This is a genomic window from Nitrospira sp. ND1 (assembly GCF_900170025.1).
Lineage (GTDB): Bacteria > Nitrospirota > Nitrospiria > Nitrospirales > Nitrospiraceae > Nitrospira_A.
This window is the reverse complement of record NZ_FWEX01000006.1, coordinates 1213625-1236258: the sequence shown is the minus strand read 5'-3', so window position 1 is coordinate 1236258 and position 22634 is coordinate 1213625. Positions and strand designations below refer to the sequence as shown.

Here is a 22634-nt window from a genome sequence, read left to right as displayed (position 1 = left end):
TCTTCGTTTGACAATCGTCCGCTTCTCCTGAAATCTAGCCCATGGTTTCGATGCAACGCTTCCAATCGGTGTTGGGGAAGCCCTACCTTCCGCCGCTGTTTTTCTTCAGTGGCGTGACCTATGACACGGTCACGCTGACGCGTATCGACCGCCTGCAGGACAATCTGTTGCTGCTGTTCTATCTCGCTCTGTTGGGCTTTCTCATTGTGCTGACCGGCCGGTTGGGCACGAATGAGGCGACGGTCGAGGATCTCCCGCCGGATGCGCCACGGCTTATGAGATGGATCGTGCAGGCCAAGCCCTATGCGCCGATGGCGATTCAATTCCTGCTGGGAGGCCTCTTCAGCGCCTACACGATTTTCTATTCCAAGAGCGCGACCTTTACGGGGACCGCGGTCTTTTTCTGCCTGTTGGTGGGATTCCTGGTCGCCAACGAATTCCTACGCGACCGGCTCTCGAACGTGCAGTTGCTGGTCGGCCTCTATGCCCTGGTCTGCTTCGGATTCTTCACGTTTTTCCTGCCCGTCATGACCGGCTTGATGAACCAGGCCATTTTTCTTGCCGGGGCCGCGCTGACCGTGTTGGTCGTCCTGCGCGTCGTGCAGCTGATCTATTGGCGAAACCCGGCTCGCACCAATCGCGAGGCGCTGCTGGCCGGCGCGCCCGCGCTGGCGCTGATCGGCCTGTTGGTCGGGTTCTACTTTCTGAACTGGATTCCGCCCGTGCCGCTCTCGATGAAGTTCGGGGGGATGTATCACGAGGTCAAGCGCGCCGGCGACCATTTCGAACTGTCGTACGAAAAGCAGTGGTTTCAGGTGTGGCAGCGATCGAATACGACCGTGGCCGCCGACGAACCGATCTATTGCTTCACCGCGGTGTTTGCGCCCGTGACGCTGAAAACCACGGTCTATCACCACTGGTACTACCGCAGCGACAAGAGCAAGCCCTTCAGCCATGCCGATAAGATACCCCTCAAAATTTCCGGAGGGCGTGAAGGCGGGTATCGTGCCTACACGTTTAAGCAGGGGCTGGATCCCGGCGACTGGCGGGTGGATGTGGAAACCGAAGACGGGCGTGTGATCGGCCGGGTGCCGGTGCACGTAGAGAAACGGGACGATGCATCGCGGTCGTTGACGACGATTGTGTACTGACCGGCAACTGGAGTCGCACATGCGCCGGATCAAGGGGCTGGAACTCCTCGATAAACAGGAAAGGTTGACGCTTGGGCTCAATATTCAGACGGCTTCAACAAGTTTTGAATGGGCATGTGCGGCGAATACGCTAAGATGATCGAGTCGTGATCTTAAAAATCTCGGCAGCGGTGATGTGTTTGTCTTGGTTTTCCGCACGCCATGATAAAGAACAGGCGGCATAGGGAGGTCCGGTTATGGTCAGGTATCGGCTGAGGCTCATGGCGGTTATTGTTCTGGTACTGGCTGCTTGGGCGCTGCCCGCCATCGCAGAGGAGCCGCCGCAGCAGGCGCTTGCATGGCAGGTCGGACCTGGTGAGGCCAAGTTAGGAGATCAGGCCGTCCTGAAGCTGCCGAAGGGGTATCGGTTTCTCGGGGGTCAGGAAACCCAACGCCTGCTCAAGCAGATGGGGAATTTCCCCTCCGGTGCCGAGCTGGGCCTGATTACCGCGACAGCAGAAAATGAGCAGTGGTTCATGGTGGTCCGGTACATCGATGCGGGTTATGTGAAAGACGATGAGGCGGCCAATTGGGACGCCGATGCGCTGATGACCTCCATCAAAGAGGGAACGGACGAGGATAACAAGACTCGCCAGGCGCAGGGTTTTCCCCCGCTGGTCATTCGTGGTTGGGAGGAAAAGCCGCATTACGATAAGGCGGCGAGCAAAGTGGTCTGGGCCATCTCGGCGCAGGAACGGGAAACCGTGGGGGTGAATTACAACACCCTGGCACTGGGGCGGCAGGGGTACCTCAGCATGAACATGGTTGGGTCCCTGGAGCAGTTGCCGGTGCTGAAGCCGCACGTCGGCCTTCTGTTGTCCAATGTGGAGTTTATCGAGGGGAAACGGTATACCGATTTCGATAGTACGACCGACAAGGTGGCCGCGGTCGGCCTGTCGGCGCTCATCGCCGGCGCGGCGATTAAGTCCGGCCTGTTAGCCAAGCTCTGGGCGTTCATCATTCCCCTGGTGATCGCAGGAAAGAAGTTGTTGATGCTGCTGGTGATCGCGCTCGGCGGGTTGGCCGCCAAGTATTTCAACAAGAAACCCAAGCCAGAGCAGGCGGGCGGGGGCGGAGGGCTGTCGTCGTGAAAATTCTCCTCCTGCTCCTCGGTGGTCTCAAGCTGGGCAAGATTGCGCTTACCGGCGGGACCATGCTGCTGTCGATGGTGGTCTATAGTTTCATCTTCGGCTGGTGGTATGCGGTGGGGTTCGTGCTGTTGATCCTGTTCCACGAGCTGGGGCACTACGCTGCCGCCAAGCAGCGCAACCTGAACGTCGGCGCACCGACGTTCATTCCTTTCGTCGGGGCCTGGATTCAGCTGAAGGAACAGCCGATGGATGTCGAAACCGAGGCCTATGTCGGCATCGCCGGTCCGGTGGCGGGAACCTTTGCCGCGATGGCCTGCTACTATGTGGCGGAATATACGCACAGTCAGTTGATGCTGGCCCTGGCCTATGCCGGATTCATGATCAATCTGTTCAACCTCATTCCCCTCTCACCGCTTGATGGTGGACGTATCACAGCCATCATCTCGCCGAAGGTCTGGTGGCTGGGCGTGCCGATCCTTATCGGCCTCTTTGTCATGAACCACAGCCCCATGCTCTTATTGATTGCGATCATGGCCATTCCCCATCTGATGGCCACCTTCCGGGGCGGCCCCCACGGCCTGCCGGAACGGTACTACGATGTGCCGCTCTCAACCAGGGTGAGTTACGGCCTGTACTACCTCGGGCTGGCGGCGTTTCTTGGTATCATGAGTTATGAGACGCATCTCCTGCTCCCTTCCCGCAATTAACCGACAGCACCACGAGTTAGGTTTCTGTGCACACGTTCAGCGCTGAAGTGAGTCGTATTCAGGACCTCACGCACGACGTGCGCGCGATCGAGTTGCGCCTCCTGGAGCCATCCAGTATCGCGTTTAAGGCCGGGCAGTTCGTGTCATTTGAAGTGCCGAAGGAAGGGCAGCCTCGACCGGTAACCAGGCCCTATTCCATCGCTTCGCCGCCGGGTCAGCGGGACCGGATTCTGCTTGTGCTGAATCTCGTTCAGGGTGGACCGGGGTCGAGTTATCTGTTCGGCTTACGGGAAGGAGAGCGAGCTTCTTTCAAGGGGCCGGCCGGTGCCTTCTATCTGCGGGACGAGGGGGTGAGAGACCTGTTGTTCGTCGCGACGGGAACCGGGATTGCTCCGCTCCGCAGCATGATCCTGGCGCAATTGGAGCGTGGGGAGTCGCGATCCGTCACTCTGTTCTGGGGACTCCGCAGTCAGCGAGATCTCTATTGGCAGGAGGAACTGACGGCGCTGGCGGCGGACCATCCCAATTTTTCTTTTGTGACGACACTGTCCAGGCCGGACCCGGGGTGGGAAGGGGCGAGCGGGCGAGTGACGGCGTTGATCGATGCGCAGGTCTCCTCCGCCGGGAATCTCGCCGTCTATCTGTGTGGGGGGAGCGGGATGATCAAGGACGTGACGGCCAGGCTCAATGCCAAAGGGCTGTGTCCTATCTATCGCGAGAAGTATTACGACTAGCAGGCCGATGAAAGAGGCCGCCAACGGCGTTCTCGCGTCGCTCACTCCTTCGACATACCGGAACAGTATGCCTCAGTCGTTCGCTCGCTGCGGCCTTGTTCGCGACCTCTTTGATCAGCCTGGAGGTCTCTCCCCTTCCGAGGCAGGTGACCTACTCAGTCTTGGGGGCGCGCTTGGTGGTATGCTGAAACACGCACTTTGGGCAAGTGTAGTGGATGAACTGGCCGCCTGCGACCAGACGCTTGGTCATGGAGACCTTGCACCAGGTACAGAGACGTTCCGGCAATTCGGCGGTTGATGCGGAAGGATTGGATTGGGGTGTCGACGTGTCAGCCATGGTCGGCATTCTCGCTAAGGGGTCGAGAGTTTGTCAATGTGCGAGTAGCACGAGAAATTTCGGAGATAAATATTTACAGGGTTTCAAACGTTCAGTATATTGCAACCATGTGTTCTCACTCCCACCATTCCCAACAGAAAGGTCGTATCGCATATGCACAACGCAGAAGGTGCCACCTCCGACGACATCTCATCATCTTCAGCCAGGGTTGCTGACTCCGCAGTCCATCCGGACTCTGTCGGACCCGGCAAAGCCTGGGGCATTTGCACCTCCGTTGACCTCCACGATTGCATCCCCGAACGCATTCGCGACGCCAAACAAATCGAAGCCTACGTTGTGCAGCTCTGCGAACTGATCGAAATGAAGCGGTATGGTGCCTGCCAGATCGTGAATTTCGGAGAAGGCCGCGTGGCGGGCTACAGCATGGTGCAGTTGATCGAGACCTCCTTGATCAGCGGCCACTTCGCCAACGATACCAACAGCGCCTATCTCGACATTTTCAGTTGCAAGGGCTATGAGCCGGCCGTCGTCGAAGAATTCTCCAAGGCCTTCTTCGGCGCCCGTCGTTCGAGCCATCGGGCCATGTTGCGGTACTAGGCCAAGGGCACAGATACTTTCGGTTTCCGGCAGGAGGCGTTGTCTTGCCGGAACTATATCCGATGAATCCGACACCACCCAAAACCGTGCGGGCGTTTTTCTCCACACTCGCCGGTAAACTGGATCCTGAAGCAGCCGAAGGACTGGATGCGGTCTACCAGTTCAACCTGAACGGCGCCGATGGAGGACAGTACCAACTGCAGATCCGGGACGGGGCCTGTCAGGTTTCCGAAGGCACCCACCCGGATCCGCATGTGACCCTGGCGATGTCGGGGGAGGATTGTCTGAAGGTGTTGAACGGTCAGGTGAGCGGCACCATGGTGGCCATGACCGGGCGGCTGCGTATCAGTGGTGATATGGGCCTGGCCATGCAGCTGGCCTCTCTCTTTCCCAGTCTCCGTCCCTAACCCGTATTATTCATGAGCGTTTCTGCTGCAATCGCGGATTCGCAGCTGCGACTAGCCTGTCGGCGGGCGGGCTCGCCGCTCGGTCGGTCGACACCCTGTTCAAGGATGCCTTCCTCCCTCACGGCTCCGCACGCCCGTCTCGCTGTGCGACTTCGCACTTTCGCGACGAACCGTCATGAATAGTGCGGGCTAAGAGTCTATCCGAGTCATGCCATTCTGCTGCGGCAAATGAGCTGCCGGCATCTGCGTCGTTCTCGGTGCGAAAAAATCCTCAACCCCCGCCTTAGACCGTTCTCTTGTGCGAAGACATTTTCTAGGCTTGTTGACTCACTAACTCACTCTGAACCCGCTCTTCTCCCAGCTGATCCGCCCGACGCGGAAAGCGCTCTTCTAGCATGGTATAGACGGTCGGCACGAGAAACAGGGTCAGGATCGTCGAGACGGTGAGCCCTCCCACGACGGCGCGTGCGAGCGGGGCATTGGTCTCGCTGCCGGTGCCGAGCCCAAGGGCCATGGGCATCAGCCCGACCACGGTGGCCAGTGAGGTCATGAGAATGGGGCGCAGTCTGGTGCGCGAGGCCGTGACGACGGCGGTGGCGAGGTCCAGGCCGCGGCGTCGCAGCACATTGGTGTAGTCCACCAGCAGGACACCGTTGGAGACGACGATGCCGAGCATCATGATGATGCCCATCAGCGAGGAGGTGGAGATGGTGGTGTTGGTCAAATAGAGAATCACGATCACGCCGGGAATTCCCATCGGCACGGAAAACATGATGATGAAGGGGTCGATCAACGATTTGAACTGTGCGGCCATCACCATGTAGACCAGGATCAATGCCAGGACGCTGGCATAGGTGAGGCCCTCGAACGTCTCGCGTTGTTGTTGGATTTGTCCGGCGAGCCGGATGCTGAATCCCGGCGGCAGCTGCATCTGGGCGAACGCCGACTCCAGGTCCTGGGCGATCGAGCCGAGGTCGCGGCCGACAGGGTTGGCGGTAATGTGGACGACGCGCTGGAAGTATTTGCGCTCGATCTTCACGGGACCGGCGTTCAGTTTCAGCGTAGCCAGGTTCTTGAGGAGCACCGGCTCTCCGTTTTTTGTCGTCAACAGCACATTTTCGATGGCCGACAGGTCCTTGCGATGTTCCTCCGCGAGCCAGGCGCTGATGTAGTATTCATTGCCGTTCTGGGGGTCGGTGAAGATGATCGGGTCGGTCTGGCCGTTGCCATTCAGGGAAAACAGGACGGCGTTGGCCACGTCTGTTTCGCTGATCCCCAGCAGCGCGGCCTTTTCCCGATCCACGACGACGTTGACCTCGGGATAGTTTTCCTCCCGGCTGACCTCGATGTCGGCCATGCCCGGAATCTTGTGCATGAGGTCCTGCACCTGGTGGATGACGGTGCGGGCCTTTTCGAAGTCGTACCCGTAAATTTCGACATCGATGGATTTCTGCGAACCGAAGCTGGTGACCCGTTTGACCAGGCCTCCCGGATCGAAGAACATCGCGACGCCGGGGAAGAGCTTGAGGATCGCGGGTCTCACCGCATTCATGATTTCGACCTGGTTCCGCCGACGCTTGTCGGGAGACGACAAATAGACGGAAATGACCGAGGTGTGCGGGCCGGTGTTGGGATTGAACAGGGACGAACGCCCCTGCGCCAGGACCCCGGTGCTGGAGGCGATCGCTTCCAGTTCATCCGGTGGAATCTTTTCCCGTAGCACACGCTCGACTTCGGCGACCTGATCGACGGTTTTTTCCACCCGCTGCCCGACCGGCCCGCGAAGCACGATCCGGAACTGGCTTTCGTCCGAGACCGGAAGAAACTCGGTCCCGATGAAGGGCAGCAGCATCAGCGATCCGACGAAAATCGTGACCACTGACACCAGCAAGGTGCGCCGGTGGGTCAGCACCCAGCGCAGGCTGCGTTCGTATCCTTCATCGAGCGCGTCGTACCGGCGCTGGCTCCACTGCATGATGCTCACGAACCAGGAGGGCAAGGAACGGTGCGCCTCCTGTTCCGACTTCAAGAAGCGATAACAGAGCGCGGGGGTCACCGTGCGGGAGACGAAAAACGAGGTGAACAGGGCGATGGCGATCGTGAGGGTCAACGGAATGAGCAGGAGCCGCGCGATACCCACGATGAAAAACATGGGCAGGAAGACGACGACGGTGGTGACCGTGGAGGCGAAGATCGGCATGGCGACTTCGCGGGCGGCGTTGACGATGGCGTCCCACCGGTTCCGGTCGACGTTCAAATGGCGTTGAATGTTCTCCAATTCGACGATGGAATCGTCCACTAAACGACCGATGCCCAGGGCCAGGCCTCCCATGGTGAAGACGTTCAGGGTCTGGTTGGTGAAATACAGCACGATAAAGGTCACGAGAATCGACAGCGGAATGGCGACGGAGATGATCAGCGTGCTGGTCAGGTTCCTCAGAAACAGCAGAATGACCGCCGCCGCGAGCAGCGAGCCATGGAGGGCCTGCTCGATGAGGTTCTTGATCGATTGCCGGATATAGATCGATTGGTCGAAGGAGATGCCCAACTGCACGCCCGGCGGAATGCCGATCATTTTGGGGATCGCCTTCCGCAAGGCATCGACGACCTCCACCGTGTTCGCAATCGGTTGCTTGTTCACCCGCAGGTAGACGGAGCGTTTGCCGTCCGTGCGGACCACGTTGGTTTGAATGTCCGACGAGTCGCTGAGCACGCCGACATCACGCACGCGCACCGGGTTACCCCGTTGGTCGATTTTCACGACGACGTCGTTGATGGGCTCCACCGTCTTGAACTGCGTGTTGGTGAACACGTTGTAGTCGAGGTTCCCGGCTTTGATGTCGCCCGACGGCAGAATGAGATTGGAGGCCTTGACGGCTTTGACCACGTCCAGAATGGAGAGGCCGCGCGCCTGGAGCAGGGCCGGGTCGAGATTGATGTTGATCTGCCGGATCTTGCCGCCTTCGACCGTGGCCGCTGCCACGTTGGAGATCTGTTCGATCTGCGGGGCGATCGTGTTGTAGGCCAGGTCGTAGAGGGCTCGCTCATCCAGGTCGCCACCGGAGGCCGTCACGAAGGCGACGGGAATGTTCGAGACATCGAACTTGACGATGAACGGTTGCAGAATGCCGGGCGGCAGGCTGTTCAGAATCTGGGTGATGCGCTGCATCACCTCCATCTGGCCGACGTTGATGTCAGCGCCCCAGTTGAACCAGACCTGCACCGCGCCGATGCCTTGTTTGGCGAAGGACTCGACATGTTCGACGTTCGAGGCCGAACTGACGGCCTTCTCGATGGGATAGACCACGCTCTGTTCGATATCGAGCGGGGGCGCACCCTTATAGATGACGCCGACAAACGCGACCGGAACTTGAATGTTGGGGAAGAGATCGACCGGGAGCCGTTCGAGGGAGGTGGCCCCCAGGATCACCATGGCCAGGGACAGCATCAGGATGCCGATGCGATTGCGCAATGCGAGCAGTGTCAGCCACATGATTGAGACGTGAGAGGTGAAACGTTAGATGTGAAACGAAGTGAGCACACCGTCAACGCAGGAGGTCCCTTCACATGTTACCTTTTACGACTCACGTTTCACGGTATCCATCGGCTGCGTTTGAACAGCCGCGCCTTCGCTCACCAGGTCTTTGCCGGAGACAATCACCTGTTCGTCTCCCGCGAGGCCCTTCACCACTTCGACGCGATTCTCCGCGCGGGCTCCCAGCTCAACCGGCACCTGATGGGCCTTCCCGTCCTTGACGACATAGACGTATTGCGACTCTTCGAGCCGGCTCACCGCATCCAGGGGAATCTGAATCGCCTGGGGATGCTTTCCCACCAGGACCTCGACGCGGGCGAACATGCCGCCTTTCAGACGATGATCCTTATTCGGGAGGTCGACCTCGACGGTCATAGTGCGGGTGGCGCGATTGAGGGCCTGCACGATGCGGGTCACCGTGCCTTCAAAGACTTCGTTCGGGTAGGCTTCGGCGCGCACATCCGCGCGCTGCCCGACCTTCACCAGCGGCACATCCTTCTCCACGACTTCGATCAGGGTGCGGACGGTTTCGACGTCATGCACACTCAAAATACCGCGCGACATCGTGGACGTGCTGGCGGTGGTGCCGCTCACATACGCGCCGGGATCCAGATTACGCTCCGCGATATAGCCGGCAAACGGGGCGCGGATGGAGGCGTAGGCCAGATTGGTGACGGCCTGGGCTAACGCGACATCCATCTGTTGCACCTGTGCGCGCAAGGAGTCCTGCAAGGCCAGCGCCGCGTCGCGGTTCACCAGCGCGGTATCCAGATCCTGCTGTGAGACAAACTGGTCCTTGATTAGGGCCTGCATGCGGTCGAGCGTGAGGGCGGCGTTACGCACGGCCGCCTCCTGCTGCACGACCTTCGCCTTGGCCGACAGGAGATTGGCCTTAGCCTGATTCACCGCGTGCACATAGTCGGTGTGATCGATTTCGACGAGCAGTTGATTGGCCTTCACCAGGTCGCCTTTATCCACATAGATCTTGGCGATGTAGCCGTCCACGCGCGAGAAGATATTCACCAGCTGGTTGGGGATGAGGTCGGCGGTGTAGGTTAATCGTACGTCCAGGTCCTGCTTGATGGGGCTCATCGTGCCGACGGTGAGGATGCGGTTTTTCCGGGGATCGCTCTTGGCTCCGCTGCTCAGACGGAGCGCGACCAGCGCCAGCACGGCCACAAAGAGCATGATGCCGAGGGTCACGATCGGATGCCGTCTGATGAGATTAGCGGACACGCGACAGCCCCCGCTTCCTGGGTGTGGACGAATGCCGCAATCCGTTCAGGAACAGCTCCACGTAGGTGGAGACGATCTCCTTGTGCGGGCAATGCAACGGCACGTCGAAAATCTCGTGCAGCAGGCGGTGGTGCACGACCATCCCGATGAAGGCGCGTGCGGCCAACAGCGGATCGATCTCGCGGAACGCGCCCTCTTCAATCCTGGTCCGAATGTATCCCGCCAGGTAGTCGTAGAAGACGCGGTGCTGCTTGCCGAAAAACATGTCGGCCAGTTCGTGGCCCTCCAACGCGCTGAAGAGCAGGAGTCGCAGCATGGTGGGGTCGGCGCCGGGACGTATGCGGTATCCGGCGATGAGTGTGAAGACCCGTTGATCGTCGCGCTTACGGGCCACTTCCTCGACGGCGTGTAGGAGCTCGCTGAGCGGGGCCTTTTCGGCGAGGATCGCAGTGTACAGCGCCCGCTTGGTCGGGAAATATTTGAACACCAGGGCTTCGCTGACGCCGGCGGCGCGCGCGATGGCCTTGGTAGTCGTGCCCTTGAAGCCCTTGGCCGCAAACAGACTGGCGGCGGAGGAGATCAGGCTGGCCTGGCGGTCTTGGCCCGGATTGCGGGATAGGGCGTTCGTCGGCTTCATACGATCGGCAATCAGGTGAGTGAGTGGTTACTCACCTGTCAGGCTATCATGTGCCGGCGAAACAAGACAAGGATGTCGAGCATTCCGTCCTGCGGCTGTGACGGCTGGGCAACCGGTAGAGGGGGCGTCAAAACGTCGAGGGCGAATTGCCCTCGTTGAACTTCGCGCGAAACGCTTCGCTCTCGAAGAAGATGACGCCTTGGCTGGTGCGCAGGTCATAGCGGAGGATGATTTCGCTCTCGTTTCCTTGCCAGTTGAAGAACTTCACGGCGCCGCCCGCGACTTGGCCGGGAGTCTGGTCGAGCGGGCCGAATCGTTCCTGCAGGTAACTCAGTATCCGGTCGTGGGCCTCTTTGCCGCTGTATCGCACCATGACTCGCGCGAAGTTCCCATCGACCGTGCTGAACTTCATGGAATCGACCGTCGCCGGCCCCAATGTCCGGCCGGTGGTGTTCAGTTCATAGGTCTGTACCCGGCCCGTGTCTTCGACCTTGACGAACCTGTCGGATTCCGAGAACGACGCACCCCAGGGAATGCCTTCGAACCCGTTCGGGTCGTTCTGCATGGGGACGGCCAGCGCCAGAGCGACCGGCAGGAGCAGCGTGGCGATGAACGTGGTGAAGGCTGTGGACCACCGTTGAGGAGTGATGCAGAGGTGCTGAGCCATGTTATTCCGCCGTATCCGACATCCGGTCTTGAAATCTCGGCGCGAGGTTGCGACTTTCGATAAAGATAAAGCCCCGGTCCCGGTTGGCCTCATAGGTGAGACTGATCTCGGTATCCGGTCCCCGCCAGGTGTATTGCTGGTTCAGGCCACGCATCATTTGCCCGGGCAGCCGCTCGATCTTGCCATAGGACCGTTCGAGAAATTGCAACACCTGCGCATGGGCTTTCGCGCCACTGTAGCGAATGGTCACCCGCGCAAACTGGTCATCGACGGTTGAGAGGTGAACGCTCTCAACCGGAATATCCGCATAGACCGGCGGACGATCGCGAAATTGGTAATCGATCGTGTGCGAGTTGGATCGGGTCACCGTCAGTTCCGGGATGTCGATGAGGGGCACACCCCAGGTGAGATGGTCGAAGCCATGCGGGTCATTCGCCATTGTGATGGCCAATGCGGGCACGGTCAGGATGAAGATGAGCACAACGAGAAGTCCCAGGCGGCTCGCCATGCGGAGGGGGGAGCATTTCGAAAACGCGTAGGGCATGGCCTTCAATCGTTTCTCAATAAACGCTATCACGGTTCTCGCGGTGACGGCAACTCGTCGGCGCTGTTCTTGTGAATGGAGGACCCCTTGGCTATAATGCGCCTCTTGTGCCCGGGCCGGTGAGACAAGAGGAGCAGGGTTCATGATCGAGAGCGATGTGTTTGTGCAAGCGCTCGAGAATCTGGGCGTGAATTTTTTCACGGGTGTGCCGGATTCGTTGCTGGGCGGTATTATCGAAGAATTGTTGACGCGCAAGCTCTACACCCCTGCGGTGCGTGAGGATGAAGCGGTCGCCATGGCGGCGGGCGCCTACATGGCCGGAAAAGTTCCCGCCGTACTCATGCAGAATTCCGGGCTCGGGACGTCGTTGAATACGCTGATTTCGCTGAACATGATGTATCGCCAGCCCTGCATCCTTCTGGTGTCCTGGCGGGGGTTCGAGGGCAAAGACGCCCCGGAACATCTGGTGATGGGCGAGACCATGCCGCAGTTACTCGATACGATGAGAATTCCGCACCGGACGCTGTCGGAACCGACGATGATGGACGACCTCCGGTGGGTGGGGCAGACCGTGATGAAGCAGCGGGTCCCGGTCGCGCTCCTGATCAAGAAGGGCATTATCAAGGGGTTGCATCCATGAGGCCCGAACAAGGCACCATGCAGAGCCGGGCGCAGGCCATGGCGGCGCTGCTCGAATTGCTGGCCGATCAGCCGGTCATCATTTGCAACGGATTTCCCTCGCGGGAAGCCCACAAGCTTGCCGATCGCCCCACCCATTTTTACATGATCGGGTCGATGGGGAACGCGCCGGCCATTGCGCTCGGCGTGGCGCTGTCCAAACCGGGCAAGCAGGTGATCGTCTTCGACGGCGACGGCAATGTCCTCATGGGGATGGGTACGTTGGCCACAGTGGGCGCCTTGAAGCCGAAGAATTTCATTCATGTGGTCTTCGACAACGAAGTCTATGGCTCGACGGGGAATCAGCCCACCATCTCGAATGTCGTGCAGTTGGAGAAAGTGGCCAGGGCTGCGGGGTATGTCAATGTCGAGCGTGTGCTGGACCGGGACGACCTCGTCTACGAATTTAAGGACATGTTGAAAAAAGACGGCCCCAGCATGTTGCTGGTCAAGGTCAACGAGTTTGTCGAGGATGCCGGACGGGTGGCGCATGAGCCGCCGGCCATCACGGCTCGATTCATGAGTGCGATTGAATAGCACCGATGTGCTGAGTGCGATGTGTGGGGCCGCTCCGCTCAGTTCCGATCCACAGCCTGAGGTACGAACATGATACTGCTGAATCCAGGTCCGGTGAACGTGAGCGAACGGGTGAGGCAGGCGTTGTTGCGCCCGGATATCTGCCATCGCGAATCCGAGTTTTCAGATCTGTTGGGTCGTATCCAGCAAAAACTGTTGGCGGCCTTTGTGCCCGGCGCCGAATCCGACTACGTGGCCGTGTTGTTGACGGGGTCAGGCACGGCGGCCGTGGAATCCGCCGTCATGTCCTGCCTGCCGATGGGCAAACGCATGTTGGTGCTCAACAACGGCGTCTATGGCGAGCGGCTTTCCAGCATGATCGGGCTGCATCGGCTCGGAGTCTCCGAACTCAAGTCGGAGTGGCACATCAAGCCTGATCCGGAGCGTGTTCGGTTGGCGCTACGCCAGCATCCCGAGGTGCATGCGGTTTCAATGGTGCATCACGAGACGACCACCGGATTGATCAATCCGGTGAAAGAAATCGCGGAAGTCGTCGATAGTTTGAATCGGGTGTTTGTGCTCGACTCAGTCAGCGGCCTGGCCGGAGAACCGATCGATATCGCCGGGTCTCACATCTATATGGTGGCGGGGACTGCCGGCAAATGTATTCAGGGCTTTCCCGGCGTGTCGTTCGTCCTGCTCCGCAAGGGATTTCTGGAACGGATGCGCAACTACCCGAAGCGCTCCTGGTACCTCCATTTGACCCATTATGTGGACGACCAGGGCAAAGGGATTGTGCCCTTTACTCCGGCCGTGCAAATTTACTATGCCTTCGAAGAGGCCTTGAACGAGTTGCTGGAAGAGGGCGTCGCCAATCGGTGTCAACGCTATAAGCGAATGGCGGTGCGCATCCGGGAGCGAATGGCGAACTTGGGGGTCAAGACATTGTTGCCGTCGGATTCGCTCTCGAATACGATCACGGCCTTTCACCTGCCTCCCGGCATCAGCTATGCCACCTTGCACGATCAATTGAAGGCCCGCGGCTACGTCATCTACGCAGGACAAGGACAACTGGAATCCAAGATCTTCCGGATCGCCAACATGGGCGCCTTGACCGAGTTGCAGATCGACGGGTTCCTGGCGGCCTTTGAAGAAGTGGTGACAGGAGCGGTTGCCCGCGCATGAAAGCGATCATCCTTGCGGCCGGAGTGGGAAAGCGTCTCTGGCCGGTGACCCAGCATAAACCGAAATGCCTGATCGAGATCGGCGGGCAGACCTTGCTATCCCGGTATCTCGAATCCCTGGCATCGGTCAAGATCCGGCAGGCTACCATCGTGGTCGGTTATAAGCAGGAAATGATCAGGGCCGCAGTCGGCTCGCATTGCCACGGGGTCGATCTCTCCTATCTGGTGAACGAGGAGTTCCACCGGGGCAGTATTTCGTCGTTGTGGATCGCCAGGACGGCATTGTCCGACGACGTGGTGATCATGGATGCGGATGTCTTGTTTCATCGCGAAATTCTGCGTCGGTTGGTGGCCTCCCCCTATGAGAACTGCCTGCTGATGGACGACACGGTGAAGCAAACCGGCGAGGAATGTATGGTCGTCGTGCAGGGCGATCGGGTGGTTGCCCTGAGCAAAAAAATGCCGGAGCGGTACGATATTGCAGGTGAGGGGGTCGGGTTTCTCAGGGTGCGACGGGCCGATACGGCCCACGTGGTCGGCTCGCTCAAGGGGTATATCGACCAGGACCGGTGGGACATGGAATACGAAGACGGGTTGTTGCAGTATTTCCAGGACGTGAAGGTCGGGCATGAGAAAATCGGCGGGTTGCCGTGGACGGAAATCGATTTTCCCGAGGATGTGACGAAGGCGGAGCGGGAGGTTCTGCCGCGGCTCTAAATGGTGGCTCCCCTCGTGTGAATCGTGAAGCGTATCTCGTAAGATATCCGGCACCTATACGCTATCACTATGGATCTCCAGTTTCTTTGCGAGATACGAACGACGAGTCCGACGATGAGTGAAAGTACACTGCAGCGCGGAGCGGAACTCCAGGGATTGAGCACGGCCATTCTGTTGCCGGGCGCGGGTCTGTTTGGGGATCGGCCGGGACGTGGCCTGACCGACGTCGGGCCCTTGACCTCTATCGGAGGGTTGAGCCTGTTTCAACGCACCGTGCTCACGTTGCAGCGGGGGGGTATTCGCCAATTGATTGTCCTGGCGGGCTCCGATGAAGAGTTGCTCAAACATGCGCTGGCGCGAGGGGCCCGGGTGACGATTCCGGTTCGATGGATGCCGGTGAGGGAGTTCCCGCTTGACGATCCGCGGACCTGGGAATCGCTGGCCACCGAAGTGCGAGGTTTTTGTCTGATCGCCGGCGTGCAGGCCGTGTTCTCCAAGGGCTTGATCGAACACCTGCGGCAGTCCGTTCGAGACGGCGAGGCACTCGTTGTGACGCGGGAAGCCGGTCCGGTTGAGCCGGCGCTGGGCCGCCGCAATCCCGCGGTCGCGCTTCAGGAAGGGCGGCTGATCTCGTTTCACAATCATCCGGGACAGGAAGGCCACCAGGTTGCCGCCGATTTGGTGGTGTTGCCGGCCAGTATTTTGACTCCGCCGAACGGAGCGGCCGCATCCCCATCCGGTGCCGCAGAGCCGGCGGGCATGATTCCGGTACGACGCTGGCTGGAACGGGCGGCGGTGGAAGGGCGTGTGCGGGTGGTGGCGGCTGCGGCTCATGCGGGTCTGTGGTACCGGGACGTATGGGATCATACCAGCGCCGGATTGGCGGAGCGGACCCTCTTCCGTTCGTTGAAGGGAGAGGCCGAGGGATTCGTCGATCGCTATTTCAATCGGACCTTCTCGCGGCTGTTGACTCGACTGTTTTTGCGGATGAAATGTTCGCCCAACGTGATCACCATGGTGGCGACGGCGGTCGGGATTCTGTCTGCGGTGGGGTTTGGTTTAGGGACGTACTCGGCCGGGATCGTGGCCGCGTTGCTCTTTCAATTGGCGGCGGTCATCGATTGTTGCGATGGTGAGGTGGCTCGGCTCACGTTTACCGAATCGCCGTTCGGTGCCTGGCTGGATATCGCCATGGACAACGTGGTGCATATCGCCATCTTTGCCGGGATCGCCTGCGGTGCCTATCTCCGGCAGGCCGGTGCCGAAGGCGCCTGGGTTCCGTTGGCGTTGGGCGGCGCAGCGGTGTTCGGCAATATCATGTCTTTCTGGCTGGTCACGAAGGCGCAAAAAATCGGCGCCACGCGTGGCTGGAATACGCCCAAGCAGGCGGCCTGGTCCGACTTCATTCTGAAAAACGTGGCGAGTCGCGATTTTTCCGTGGTGGTCTTCCTCTTTGCGCTGCTGGACAAGCTGGACTGGTTTCTGTGGATGGCCGCGCTCGGCTCAACCGTCTTCTGGTTGATGATGGTCTGGGTGATCCGACCCTCGGCACGGGCCCGTGCTTAAGGCGGCCCTCCTTCTTCTCGGGGCCCTGACACTCTCGGCACTGGTCTGGCACATCGGCATCGAGCGTATCTATGATGCGGTGGCGCAGCTCGGTCCTGCCGCGATGCTGGTGATTCTCCTCCCCTCTCTGCTCATGTACATTCTGGACGCCTACGGATGGCTGGTCACGCTCGGCGCGTGGGCGAAAGACGTGCCTTTCTGGCGAGTGCTGGCGATTCGAACCGCCGGAGAAGTGGTGAACATGACCACTCCCACGGCCTACGTGGGTGGAGAACCGCTCAAAGCGTTTTTGCTCAAACGACAGGGTGTACCGATCGTGGAGGGGTTGGCGTCGGTGGTGACGGCCAAGACCACGATGACGATCGCCCAGATTCTCTTCATCCTGGCCGGGATCGGGTTGGGGTTTTGGTTGTTAGGCGCCGGCGGATCGGCCGGCCAGACCATCACGGCAGGGTTGGTGAGTGTGGGGTTGCTCGTGTTCGGCATCGGTGCCTTTGTCATCGTGCAACGGCAAGGCATGTTTGCCTGGATGTTGAACCTTCTTCGACGCATCGGCCTGCGACTGCAGTATTTGGAGTCGCGAGAGCAGAAACTCCTTGAACTCGATCGCACGATTGCCCACTTCTACGCGCACCGGCGAACGGCCTTCTTGGTATCGACCGGCCTCTTTCTTCTCGGATGGCTGGCCGAGGCGTTGGAAGTGTTCGTCATGATTGTGTGCTTGGGACAACCCATTACAGTGTTGTCGGCCATTGCGATCGGCGCGCTGTCGGTGTTTATCAAGGGCGGCACGTTTTTCATCCCCGGCAGCCTGGGCGCGCAAGACGCCGGCAATCTGTTCCTGTTGACCGCCTTCGGGTATGGCGATGTCACGGGTATCACCTTCGCGCTGCTGCGAAGATTCCGTGAACTGGTATGGATCGGGATCGGGTTGGCGTGTTTAGTAGTGGTCGGGAAAGGACAGAATGATACGCTTGAAGACCCCGCCGCCCAGCGATAGCGCTCCCTTCACTCTAGCAGGATGCGGAAAAAGTCCGCCAGCGGCGTTCTCGCATCGCTCAGACGCTCACCGTACGGCAGAGAGTACGATTCGCCTCTTCGCTCGCTGCGGCCTTGCTGGACGGCCTTTTTGCGCATCCTGCGACCGATTCTGATACCAACACGCCACATGAACTGATCGCGGCGTATGACGCAACAATCGAGTTTTTCCGCAGCCTGCTAGAGATGAGTCGCCAGGTGAGTCCAATCTGCCTTTCTGACGAAGTGCAATGGCTCTCTCTTTCGTAATGACTCTTGTACCTCCTACACCTGGAGGGCTTATTGAATGGCCTCGTCCCACTCTTGTCCAAAATAAGTTCTTAAAATGCCGGGGGTCTGTGAGTAGGATAGGCTGTTCCGCCACATCCATTCACGGCGTATCCGCGCCGTGTTACTCACACGCCGGAGGTGTCATATGGTCGCCGTCGCGAGTTGTTTGCGCAAATCTTAGCTTTGATTGATCGTGCGGCCTTTGCTCGTGCGATCCAGTACCTGCTGGGCTCTAGAGCGTTTTTGGTTTATGTCTTTACATAGCCTGAAGACGCGAAGTAGCGCGTGCATTCAGCGGGTGTGAAGCGGTCGAGCAGCATGCCGATCTCAGCCCAGAGCGCATCCACGGTTCGAGGGGCGGCTTTGCGGAGCAGCGCGTTGAGTTTGGCAAACAGTTTTTCAATGGGATTGAGATCGGGGGAATACGGCGGGAGATAGCGAATGTGTGCCCCCACCGCCTCAAGCGCCTCTTTGACGCCCGCCACTTTGTGACTGCGTAAGTTGTCGGCGATGACGATATCGCCGGGGTGGAGCGTCGGGCATAAGAACTCCTGGACATATTTGAGGAACAGGGTGCCGGTCATGGCCCCATCCGCCACCATCGGAGCGGAGATGTCATCATGACGCAGCCCGGCAACGAAGGTGGTGGTATGCCCATGTCCGTGCGGGACAGAGGCGACGCACCGTTCACCACGCGGGGCGCGTCCGTAGCGCCGTGCCATGTTCGTCGAAGCCCCTGTTTCATCCAGAAAGACCAGCTTCGTGATGTCCAGAGCGGGTTGGGCTGCCTGCCACTCACGCCGTGCGGCGTGCACGTCGGCGCGATCTTGCTCGCTGGCGTGTAGGGGTTTTTTTACGTGTGAGCTTCCATTTGTCGAGTTGATGCCACAAGGCGGGGACCTTCATCGCAATCCCGTGTGCCGCTAATCGGGCACACATCTCCGCAAGGGTCAGATCACCTGTTTCCTTCAACCACGCCCGCAGTGTCGGCTCCATCCCGACCAATCGGGACTGCCGATGGCCTCCAATTGGGAGACTGCTCCGCTGCCCCGTCTGCGTGAGCCGGTTCCGCACCTGATACACCCAGACCCGACTGACTTCAAATCGGGCGGCAATGGCTGTCGGACGCTCCCCACGTTCCAATGCTCTCAACACACGGTCCCGTAGATCCTGCGAATAGGCATCCATCCTGTTGCCTCCATCAAGAAACCAATGGAGGGCATTCTACAGAGTGTATGCACTTAAATCAAAAATTCTCTAGTGACCGACGGGGATACTAACGACGTGCGCATCGCCCACCAACTCACATTTCCACCAGGCACCATAGTGGCGATGGATCGGGGGTATCTCGACTATGTCCTATATCATCGCTGGACGCTCGCCGAGGTGGGGTTTGTGACGCGTCCACGGACGAACATGCTGCACGAAGTCCTGGAGCGGCGGCCAGTTCCCATGCGAGGCCCGATGGTGGCCGATGAGGTGATTCGCCTCACCGGCCTGCAGGCCGCTGTCCCGTCCCTTTGCGGCAGGTGACCATCTGGGACGAGACGCAGCAGAGACGGCTCACCTTCCTGACGAACCTCATGCATCTGGCCGCCAGTACGATTGCCGCCATCTATAAGGAGCGCTGGCAGATCGAACTCCTCTTCAAAGCTTTGAAGCAACACCTCAAGATCAAGACGTTTGTCGGCACCAGTGAGAACGCCGTGCAGGTCCAGATCTGGATTGCGTTGATTGCCATGGTGCTGTTGAAATATCTCCGGCTCAAGTCCACCTGGCCCTGGAGTCTCTCGAACCTCGCGGCCTTGCTCCGCTTCAATCTGTTGACGTATCGAGACCTGTGGACGTGGCTCAATGCGCCCTTTAAGCATCCGCGATCACTCCGATGCCCTTGCAAACAGGGCTTTTTGCCGCATAATCTTGGACAGCACCCAGACCAGACAACCTCCTTCGAGAACAGGCGCCGAAGTCGTCTCAAACGCAGCATTCATGCAGGAGACACACAGAGGGGCGGATTATTTTGGACAGCAGTGGCCTCGTCCCCTCTATGCTTGCCTCAAGTCTCTCGACAGATGCCGCAGGCATGCAGGAGGGGAGAGTCAGCAGGGTGTGCCCCTTGATGACTCGCTCGAACATCAGTCGCGGGTCTAAGCCAGTAGGAGGATAATTCCGGTGAATCGTTTGCCATGGCCGTCGTAGTGATCGTTCCAGTTCACAACGGGGGCGAACGATTTCACGCGAATATGGATTCAATCAGGCGTGCCGAGCCTCCGCCAGATGAAGTCATCGTGATCGGCGATGGCGACACTGACGGATCCTCCCAGTTTGCAGAAGCAGCCGGTATAACCGTGTATCGCTTTCCTACGCCGAAAGGGCCTAGCCGCGCCAGAAACCTTGGCGCGTCGAAGGCGATGTCGGAACTGCTCTTGTCAGTCGATGTCGCTGGGACAGTTCCCGAAAATGTGATCGATCGGGTGAGAGACCTCTTTGCCCGAGATTCTGACGTTGCGGCAATGATCGGGTCGTATGATGATCAACCGGGGGAGTCGAAATTTTCTTTCTCAGTACCGGAAGTTGGTGCATTATTCTGTTCATCAGAACGGTCGCGAGGAGGCGTCCACGTTTTGGGGTACCTATGGTGTGGCGTGCGGAGTTCTTGGTGTACTGTTGCTGTCCCCCCTGGCAGCCGGTGTTTCTGGTTGAGACCGTTGTCATGGGGCTGATCCTGTTTATCCTCAACTATGGAGCACGATAATGCCAGCAGTTAATCCGCGAGACCAGAAGGTCGTGATCATCGGAGGGGGACCGGCGGGACTCACGGCGGCCTACCAGCTGTCGAAGGTCGGTGCGAAGTCCGTGGTCCTCGAGAAAGATGCGATCCTCGGCGGCATTTCCAGAACGGTGGAGTATAAAGGCTACCATTTTGACATCGGCGGCCACCGTTTTTTCACGAAGGTTTCCGTCGTGGACAAGATGTGGAGAGAGGTGCTTCCCGAGGGCGACTTCCTGCATTGCCAGCGGTTGTCCAGGATCTACTATAATAGAAATTTTTTCTTCTACCCCCTTAAGCCAGTCAATGCCTTGTTCGGGCTAGGAGTTTTCAACAGTCTGCTCATCCTGATGAGTTATGTCTGGGCGCAACTCTTTCCCCAGAAACCGGAGGATAATTTTGAGTCCTGGGTCTCCAATCGATTCGGCAAGCGGCTCTACAAAACCTTTTTCAAGACCTACACGGAAAAAGTCTGGGGCATGCCGGCTAACACGATTGCAGCTGATTGGGCGGCGCAGCGGATTAAAGGGTTGTCACTGCTGGTGGCCGTCAAAAATGCGCTGATCAAACAACAATCGACGGAGAAGGGGGCGGTCGTCAAGACCCTGATCGACGCGTTCGATTATCCCAAACGCGGCCCCGGGATGATGTGGGAAATCGTGGGAGAGTTAGTGAAAAAGGATGGCAGTCAGGTGCATCTCGGCGCCTCGGTTGACAGGATTCGTTGGGCAGGCAATCGAATTGATGGGATGGATGTCTCGATGCAGGGTCGAAATGAATCTCTGACAGGCACGCACTATATCAGCAGCATGCCGATCAGAGAACTGATTCATAAAATGAATCCGCCTGCACCCAAGGAAGTCATCGCCGCAGCTGACCGACTGAGGTACCGGGACTTTCTGACCGTCGCACTGATCGTGAATAAGAAGGACTTGTTTCCCGACAATTGGATCTATATTCACGACTCGCAGGTCAAGGTCGGACGGATTCAGAACTTCAAGAACTGGAGTCCCTATATGGTTCCGGACCAGAACAAGACCTGTTTGGGGTTGGAGTATTTTTGCTTCGAGGGGGATGGGTTATGGACGATGAGCGACAAGGACCTCATCGAACTTGGAATGCGCGAACTCGAATTGATCGGCATTGCGAAGGCGGAGGATGTCGAAGACGGGTCGATTGTGCGAATGCCGAAAGCCTATCCTGTGTACGATGCGGACTATCAAGAGGCTCTCACCTGTATCCGGGAATTTCTGGACGGCTTCCAAAACCTGCAAGTCGTAGGGCGAAACGGTATGCATCGGTACAACAATCAGGACCACTCGATGCTGACGGCCATGCTGGCAGTAGACAATATTCAAGGCGCAAGGCATGATCTATGGCAAGTGAACGCGGAGCAAGAGTACCACGAAGAAACGACCAGCCGCGAAGCCGACGCCAAGGTGCAACTTGGCCAGCTTGCGGCCACGCAGCCGCAAGTCCCGCAACCGATGACGCCGGCCGCCAGTCAGAGTCTCGTTCTGGCATTCGCCAAACTCGATAAGTTGGCCTTTGCGACCGCCCTGGGAACCGTCTCCGGTCTGATTGTGGCGATCGCTACCTTGTGGATAGCAGTCAAAGGCGGAGAGCGAGCCGGGCAGAATCTGCAAATGTTGGGACAGTTCTTCCAAGGATACACGGTGACGGTGTCGGGTGCGCTCGTCGGGTTTGCCTACAGCTTTACGTCCGTCTTCCTCTGGGGCTGGCTGTTTGCCTATCTCAGAAACTTCGCGTTGGGCTTCGTGATCTACCGCGCCAGACGAGAGGCCGAGCTGATGTCATTCAGACAATTCCTGGATCGCTATTGATCTATTTGATGCCAGAGGAGTATGACCATGCCGACCATGATGCAGCTCGAAGACGAGAAACTCTTTAGCGCGATCCTCCGTATCAATAGTAAAATGTTCGGGCTCATCTTGGGTCTCTTGATGGGATTGGCGATCTTCATTGCCACCAATTGGCTCGTCTTCAAAGGGGGATATACCGACGAAACCGGTCATTACATCGTCGGGCCGCATTTGCAGTTACTGAGTCAGTTTTTTATCGGCTATTCCGTCTCTTTCGTTGGCAGTTTCGTTGGATTTGCCTATGGGTTTGCTTGCGGGACCCTGGCGGGGGCTTCGATCGGCATCATTTACAATAAACTTGTTCAACTTAGAAACTCAGCCTCATGAGTG

Annotated in this window: 24 protein-coding genes; 17 read left to right on the top strand and 7 right to left on the bottom strand. The window is 58.6% G+C overall.

What is annotated here, in order from left to right:
- The first annotated feature begins 50 nt into the window (after window positions 1–50).
- From NSND_RS10510 to NSND_RS10495, 4 genes are all read left to right on the top strand, one after another.
- The gene (locus tag NSND_RS10510) at window positions 51–1151 is read left to right on the top strand and encodes a DUF2914 domain-containing protein (RefSeq protein WP_235000225.1); all 1101 of its coding nucleotides are present in this window, start codon (window positions 51–53) and stop codon (window positions 1149–1151) included.
- 260 nt (window positions 1152–1411) lie between these two features.
- Window positions 1412–2281 (top strand): DUF2167 domain-containing protein, encoded by an 870-nt coding sequence (locus NSND_RS10505; RefSeq protein ID WP_159450747.1) that lies wholly within the window; start codon window positions 1412–1414, stop codon window positions 2279–2281.
- Window positions 2278–2988 (top strand): site-2 protease family protein, encoded by a 711-nt coding sequence (locus NSND_RS10500; RefSeq protein ID WP_080878957.1) that lies wholly within the window; start codon window positions 2278–2280, stop codon window positions 2986–2988. The genes NSND_RS10505 and NSND_RS10500 overlap by 4 nt, the downstream gene beginning before the upstream one ends.
- Before the next feature lie 26 nt (window positions 2989–3014).
- Window positions 3015–3722 (top strand): FAD-binding oxidoreductase, encoded by a 708-nt coding sequence (locus NSND_RS10495; RefSeq protein WP_080878956.1) that lies wholly within the window; start codon window positions 3015–3017, stop codon window positions 3720–3722.
- A 151-nt stretch (window positions 3723–3873) separates the two neighbouring features.
- Here the strand turns inward: NSND_RS10495 and NSND_RS20960 are convergent, their stop codons facing one another.
- Window positions 3874–4059: a hypothetical protein gene (locus NSND_RS20960; protein WP_143833505.1), complete on the bottom strand. Its 186-nt coding sequence runs from the start codon at window positions 4057–4059 to the stop codon at window positions 3874–3876.
- 153 nt (window positions 4060–4212) lie between these two features.
- Between NSND_RS20960 and speD the strand changes: the two genes are divergently transcribed.
- Window positions 4213–4656 (top strand): S-adenosylmethionine decarboxylase, encoded by a 444-nt coding sequence (speD, locus tag NSND_RS10490; protein WP_013247318.1) that lies wholly within the window; start codon window positions 4213–4215, stop codon window positions 4654–4656.
- A 62-nt stretch (window positions 4657–4718) separates the two neighbouring features.
- Window positions 4719–5063, top strand: coding sequence for an SCP2 sterol-binding domain-containing protein (locus NSND_RS10485; protein WP_080878955.1), 345 nt, complete (start codon window positions 4719–4721; stop codon window positions 5061–5063).
- 313 nt (window positions 5064–5376) lie between these two features.
- On the opposite strand, the gene NSND_RS10480 is transcribed toward NSND_RS10485, so the two are convergent.
- From NSND_RS10480 to NSND_RS10460, 5 genes are all read right to left on the bottom strand, one after another.
- On the bottom strand, window positions 5377–8556 hold the full coding sequence (locus NSND_RS10480; protein WP_080878954.1) for an efflux RND transporter permease subunit: 3180 nt from the start codon (window positions 8554–8556) through the stop codon (window positions 5377–5379).
- 84 nt (window positions 8557–8640) lie between these two features.
- The gene (locus NSND_RS10475; protein ID WP_080878953.1) at window positions 8641–9834 is read right to left on the bottom strand and encodes an efflux RND transporter periplasmic adaptor subunit; all 1194 of its coding nucleotides are present in this window, start codon (window positions 9832–9834) and stop codon (window positions 8641–8643) included.
- Window positions 9824–10471, bottom strand: a complete 648-nt coding sequence (locus NSND_RS10470; protein WP_080878952.1) for a TetR/AcrR family transcriptional regulator — start codon at window positions 10469–10471, stop codon at window positions 9824–9826. Before NSND_RS10470 ends, NSND_RS10475 begins: the two co-directional genes overlap by 11 nt.
- A 127-nt stretch (window positions 10472–10598) precedes the next feature.
- Window positions 10599–11138 carry a hypothetical protein gene (locus tag NSND_RS10465; RefSeq protein WP_080878951.1) on the bottom strand — a complete coding sequence of 180 codons (540 nt, stop codon included), beginning with the start codon at window positions 11136–11138 and terminating at the stop codon, window positions 10599–10601.
- A 1-nt stretch (window position 11139) separates the two neighbouring features.
- Complete coding sequence (locus tag NSND_RS10460) at window positions 11140–11715, bottom strand: hypothetical protein (RefSeq protein WP_143833504.1); 576 nt, start codon at window positions 11713–11715, stop codon at window positions 11140–11142.
- 109 nt (window positions 11716–11824) lie between these two features.
- Between NSND_RS10460 and NSND_RS10455 the strand changes: the two genes are divergently transcribed.
- The 6 genes from NSND_RS10455 (at window position 11825) to NSND_RS10430 (ending at window position 17343) form a co-directional block, all read left to right on the top strand.
- Window positions 11825–12322 carry a thiamine pyrophosphate-binding protein gene (locus tag NSND_RS10455; RefSeq protein WP_080878949.1) on the top strand — a complete coding sequence of 166 codons (498 nt, stop codon included), beginning with the start codon at window positions 11825–11827 and terminating at the stop codon, window positions 12320–12322.
- Entirely contained in the window at window positions 12319–12897 is a 579-nt protein-coding gene (locus NSND_RS10450) for a thiamine pyrophosphate-dependent enzyme (protein ID WP_080878948.1), read from the top strand. Before NSND_RS10455 ends, NSND_RS10450 begins: the two co-directional genes overlap by 4 nt.
- 69 nt (window positions 12898–12966) lie before the next feature.
- The gene (locus tag NSND_RS10445) at window positions 12967–14061 is read left to right on the top strand and encodes a pyridoxal-phosphate-dependent aminotransferase family protein (protein WP_080878947.1); all 1095 of its coding nucleotides are present in this window, start codon (window positions 12967–12969) and stop codon (window positions 14059–14061) included.
- Window positions 14058–14777 carry a phosphocholine cytidylyltransferase family protein gene (locus tag NSND_RS10440; protein ID WP_080878946.1) on the top strand — a complete coding sequence of 240 codons (720 nt, stop codon included), beginning with the start codon at window positions 14058–14060 and terminating at the stop codon, window positions 14775–14777. Before NSND_RS10445 ends, NSND_RS10440 begins: the two co-directional genes overlap by 4 nt.
- Before the next feature lie 114 nt (window positions 14778–14891).
- Complete coding sequence (locus NSND_RS10435) at window positions 14892–16343, top strand: CDP-alcohol phosphatidyltransferase family protein (RefSeq protein ID WP_080878945.1); 1452 nt, start codon at window positions 14892–14894, stop codon at window positions 16341–16343.
- A complete protein-coding gene (locus NSND_RS10430) occupies window positions 16336–17343 on the top strand; it encodes a lysylphosphatidylglycerol synthase transmembrane domain-containing protein (protein ID WP_080878944.1) in 1008 nt (335 codons plus the stop codon). The genes NSND_RS10435 and NSND_RS10430 overlap by 8 nt, the downstream gene beginning before the upstream one ends.
- 556 nt (window positions 17344–17899) lie before the next feature.
- Here NSND_RS10430 and NSND_RS10425 read toward each other — a convergent pair.
- Window positions 17900–18839 (bottom strand): IS630 family transposase gene (locus NSND_RS10425; protein ID WP_143833502.1). Its coding sequence is split into 2 segments (ribosomal slippage): window positions 17900–18496 and window positions 18498–18839, totalling 939 coding nucleotides; the frame shifts between segments, so codons are not numbered across the junction.
- Between the two features lie 96 nt (window positions 18840–18935).
- Between NSND_RS10425 and NSND_RS10420 the strand changes: the two genes are divergently transcribed.
- From NSND_RS10420 to NSND_RS10400, 5 genes are all read left to right on the top strand, one after another.
- Window positions 18936–19184, top strand: a complete 249-nt coding sequence (locus tag NSND_RS10420) for a hypothetical protein (RefSeq protein ID WP_080878943.1) — start codon at window positions 18936–18938, stop codon at window positions 19182–19184.
- Window positions 19181–19771 carry a transposase gene (locus NSND_RS10415; protein ID WP_080878942.1) on the top strand — a complete coding sequence of 197 codons (591 nt, stop codon included), beginning with the start codon at window positions 19181–19183 and terminating at the stop codon, window positions 19769–19771. The genes NSND_RS10420 and NSND_RS10415 overlap by 4 nt, the downstream gene beginning before the upstream one ends.
- Before the next feature lie 66 nt (window positions 19772–19837).
- Complete coding sequence (locus NSND_RS22130; protein ID WP_080878941.1) at window positions 19838–20374, top strand: glycosyltransferase family A protein; 537 nt, start codon at window positions 19838–19840, stop codon at window positions 20372–20374.
- A 31-nt stretch (window positions 20375–20405) separates the two neighbouring features.
- A complete protein-coding gene (locus NSND_RS10405; protein ID WP_080878940.1) occupies window positions 20406–22265 on the top strand; it encodes an NAD(P)/FAD-dependent oxidoreductase in 1860 nt (619 codons plus the stop codon).
- A gap of 27 nt (window positions 22266–22292) precedes the next feature.
- Window positions 22293–22631, top strand: coding sequence for a hypothetical protein (locus NSND_RS10400; RefSeq protein WP_080878939.1), 339 nt, complete (start codon window positions 22293–22295; stop codon window positions 22629–22631).
- Window positions 22632–22634: the final 3 nt, after the last annotated feature.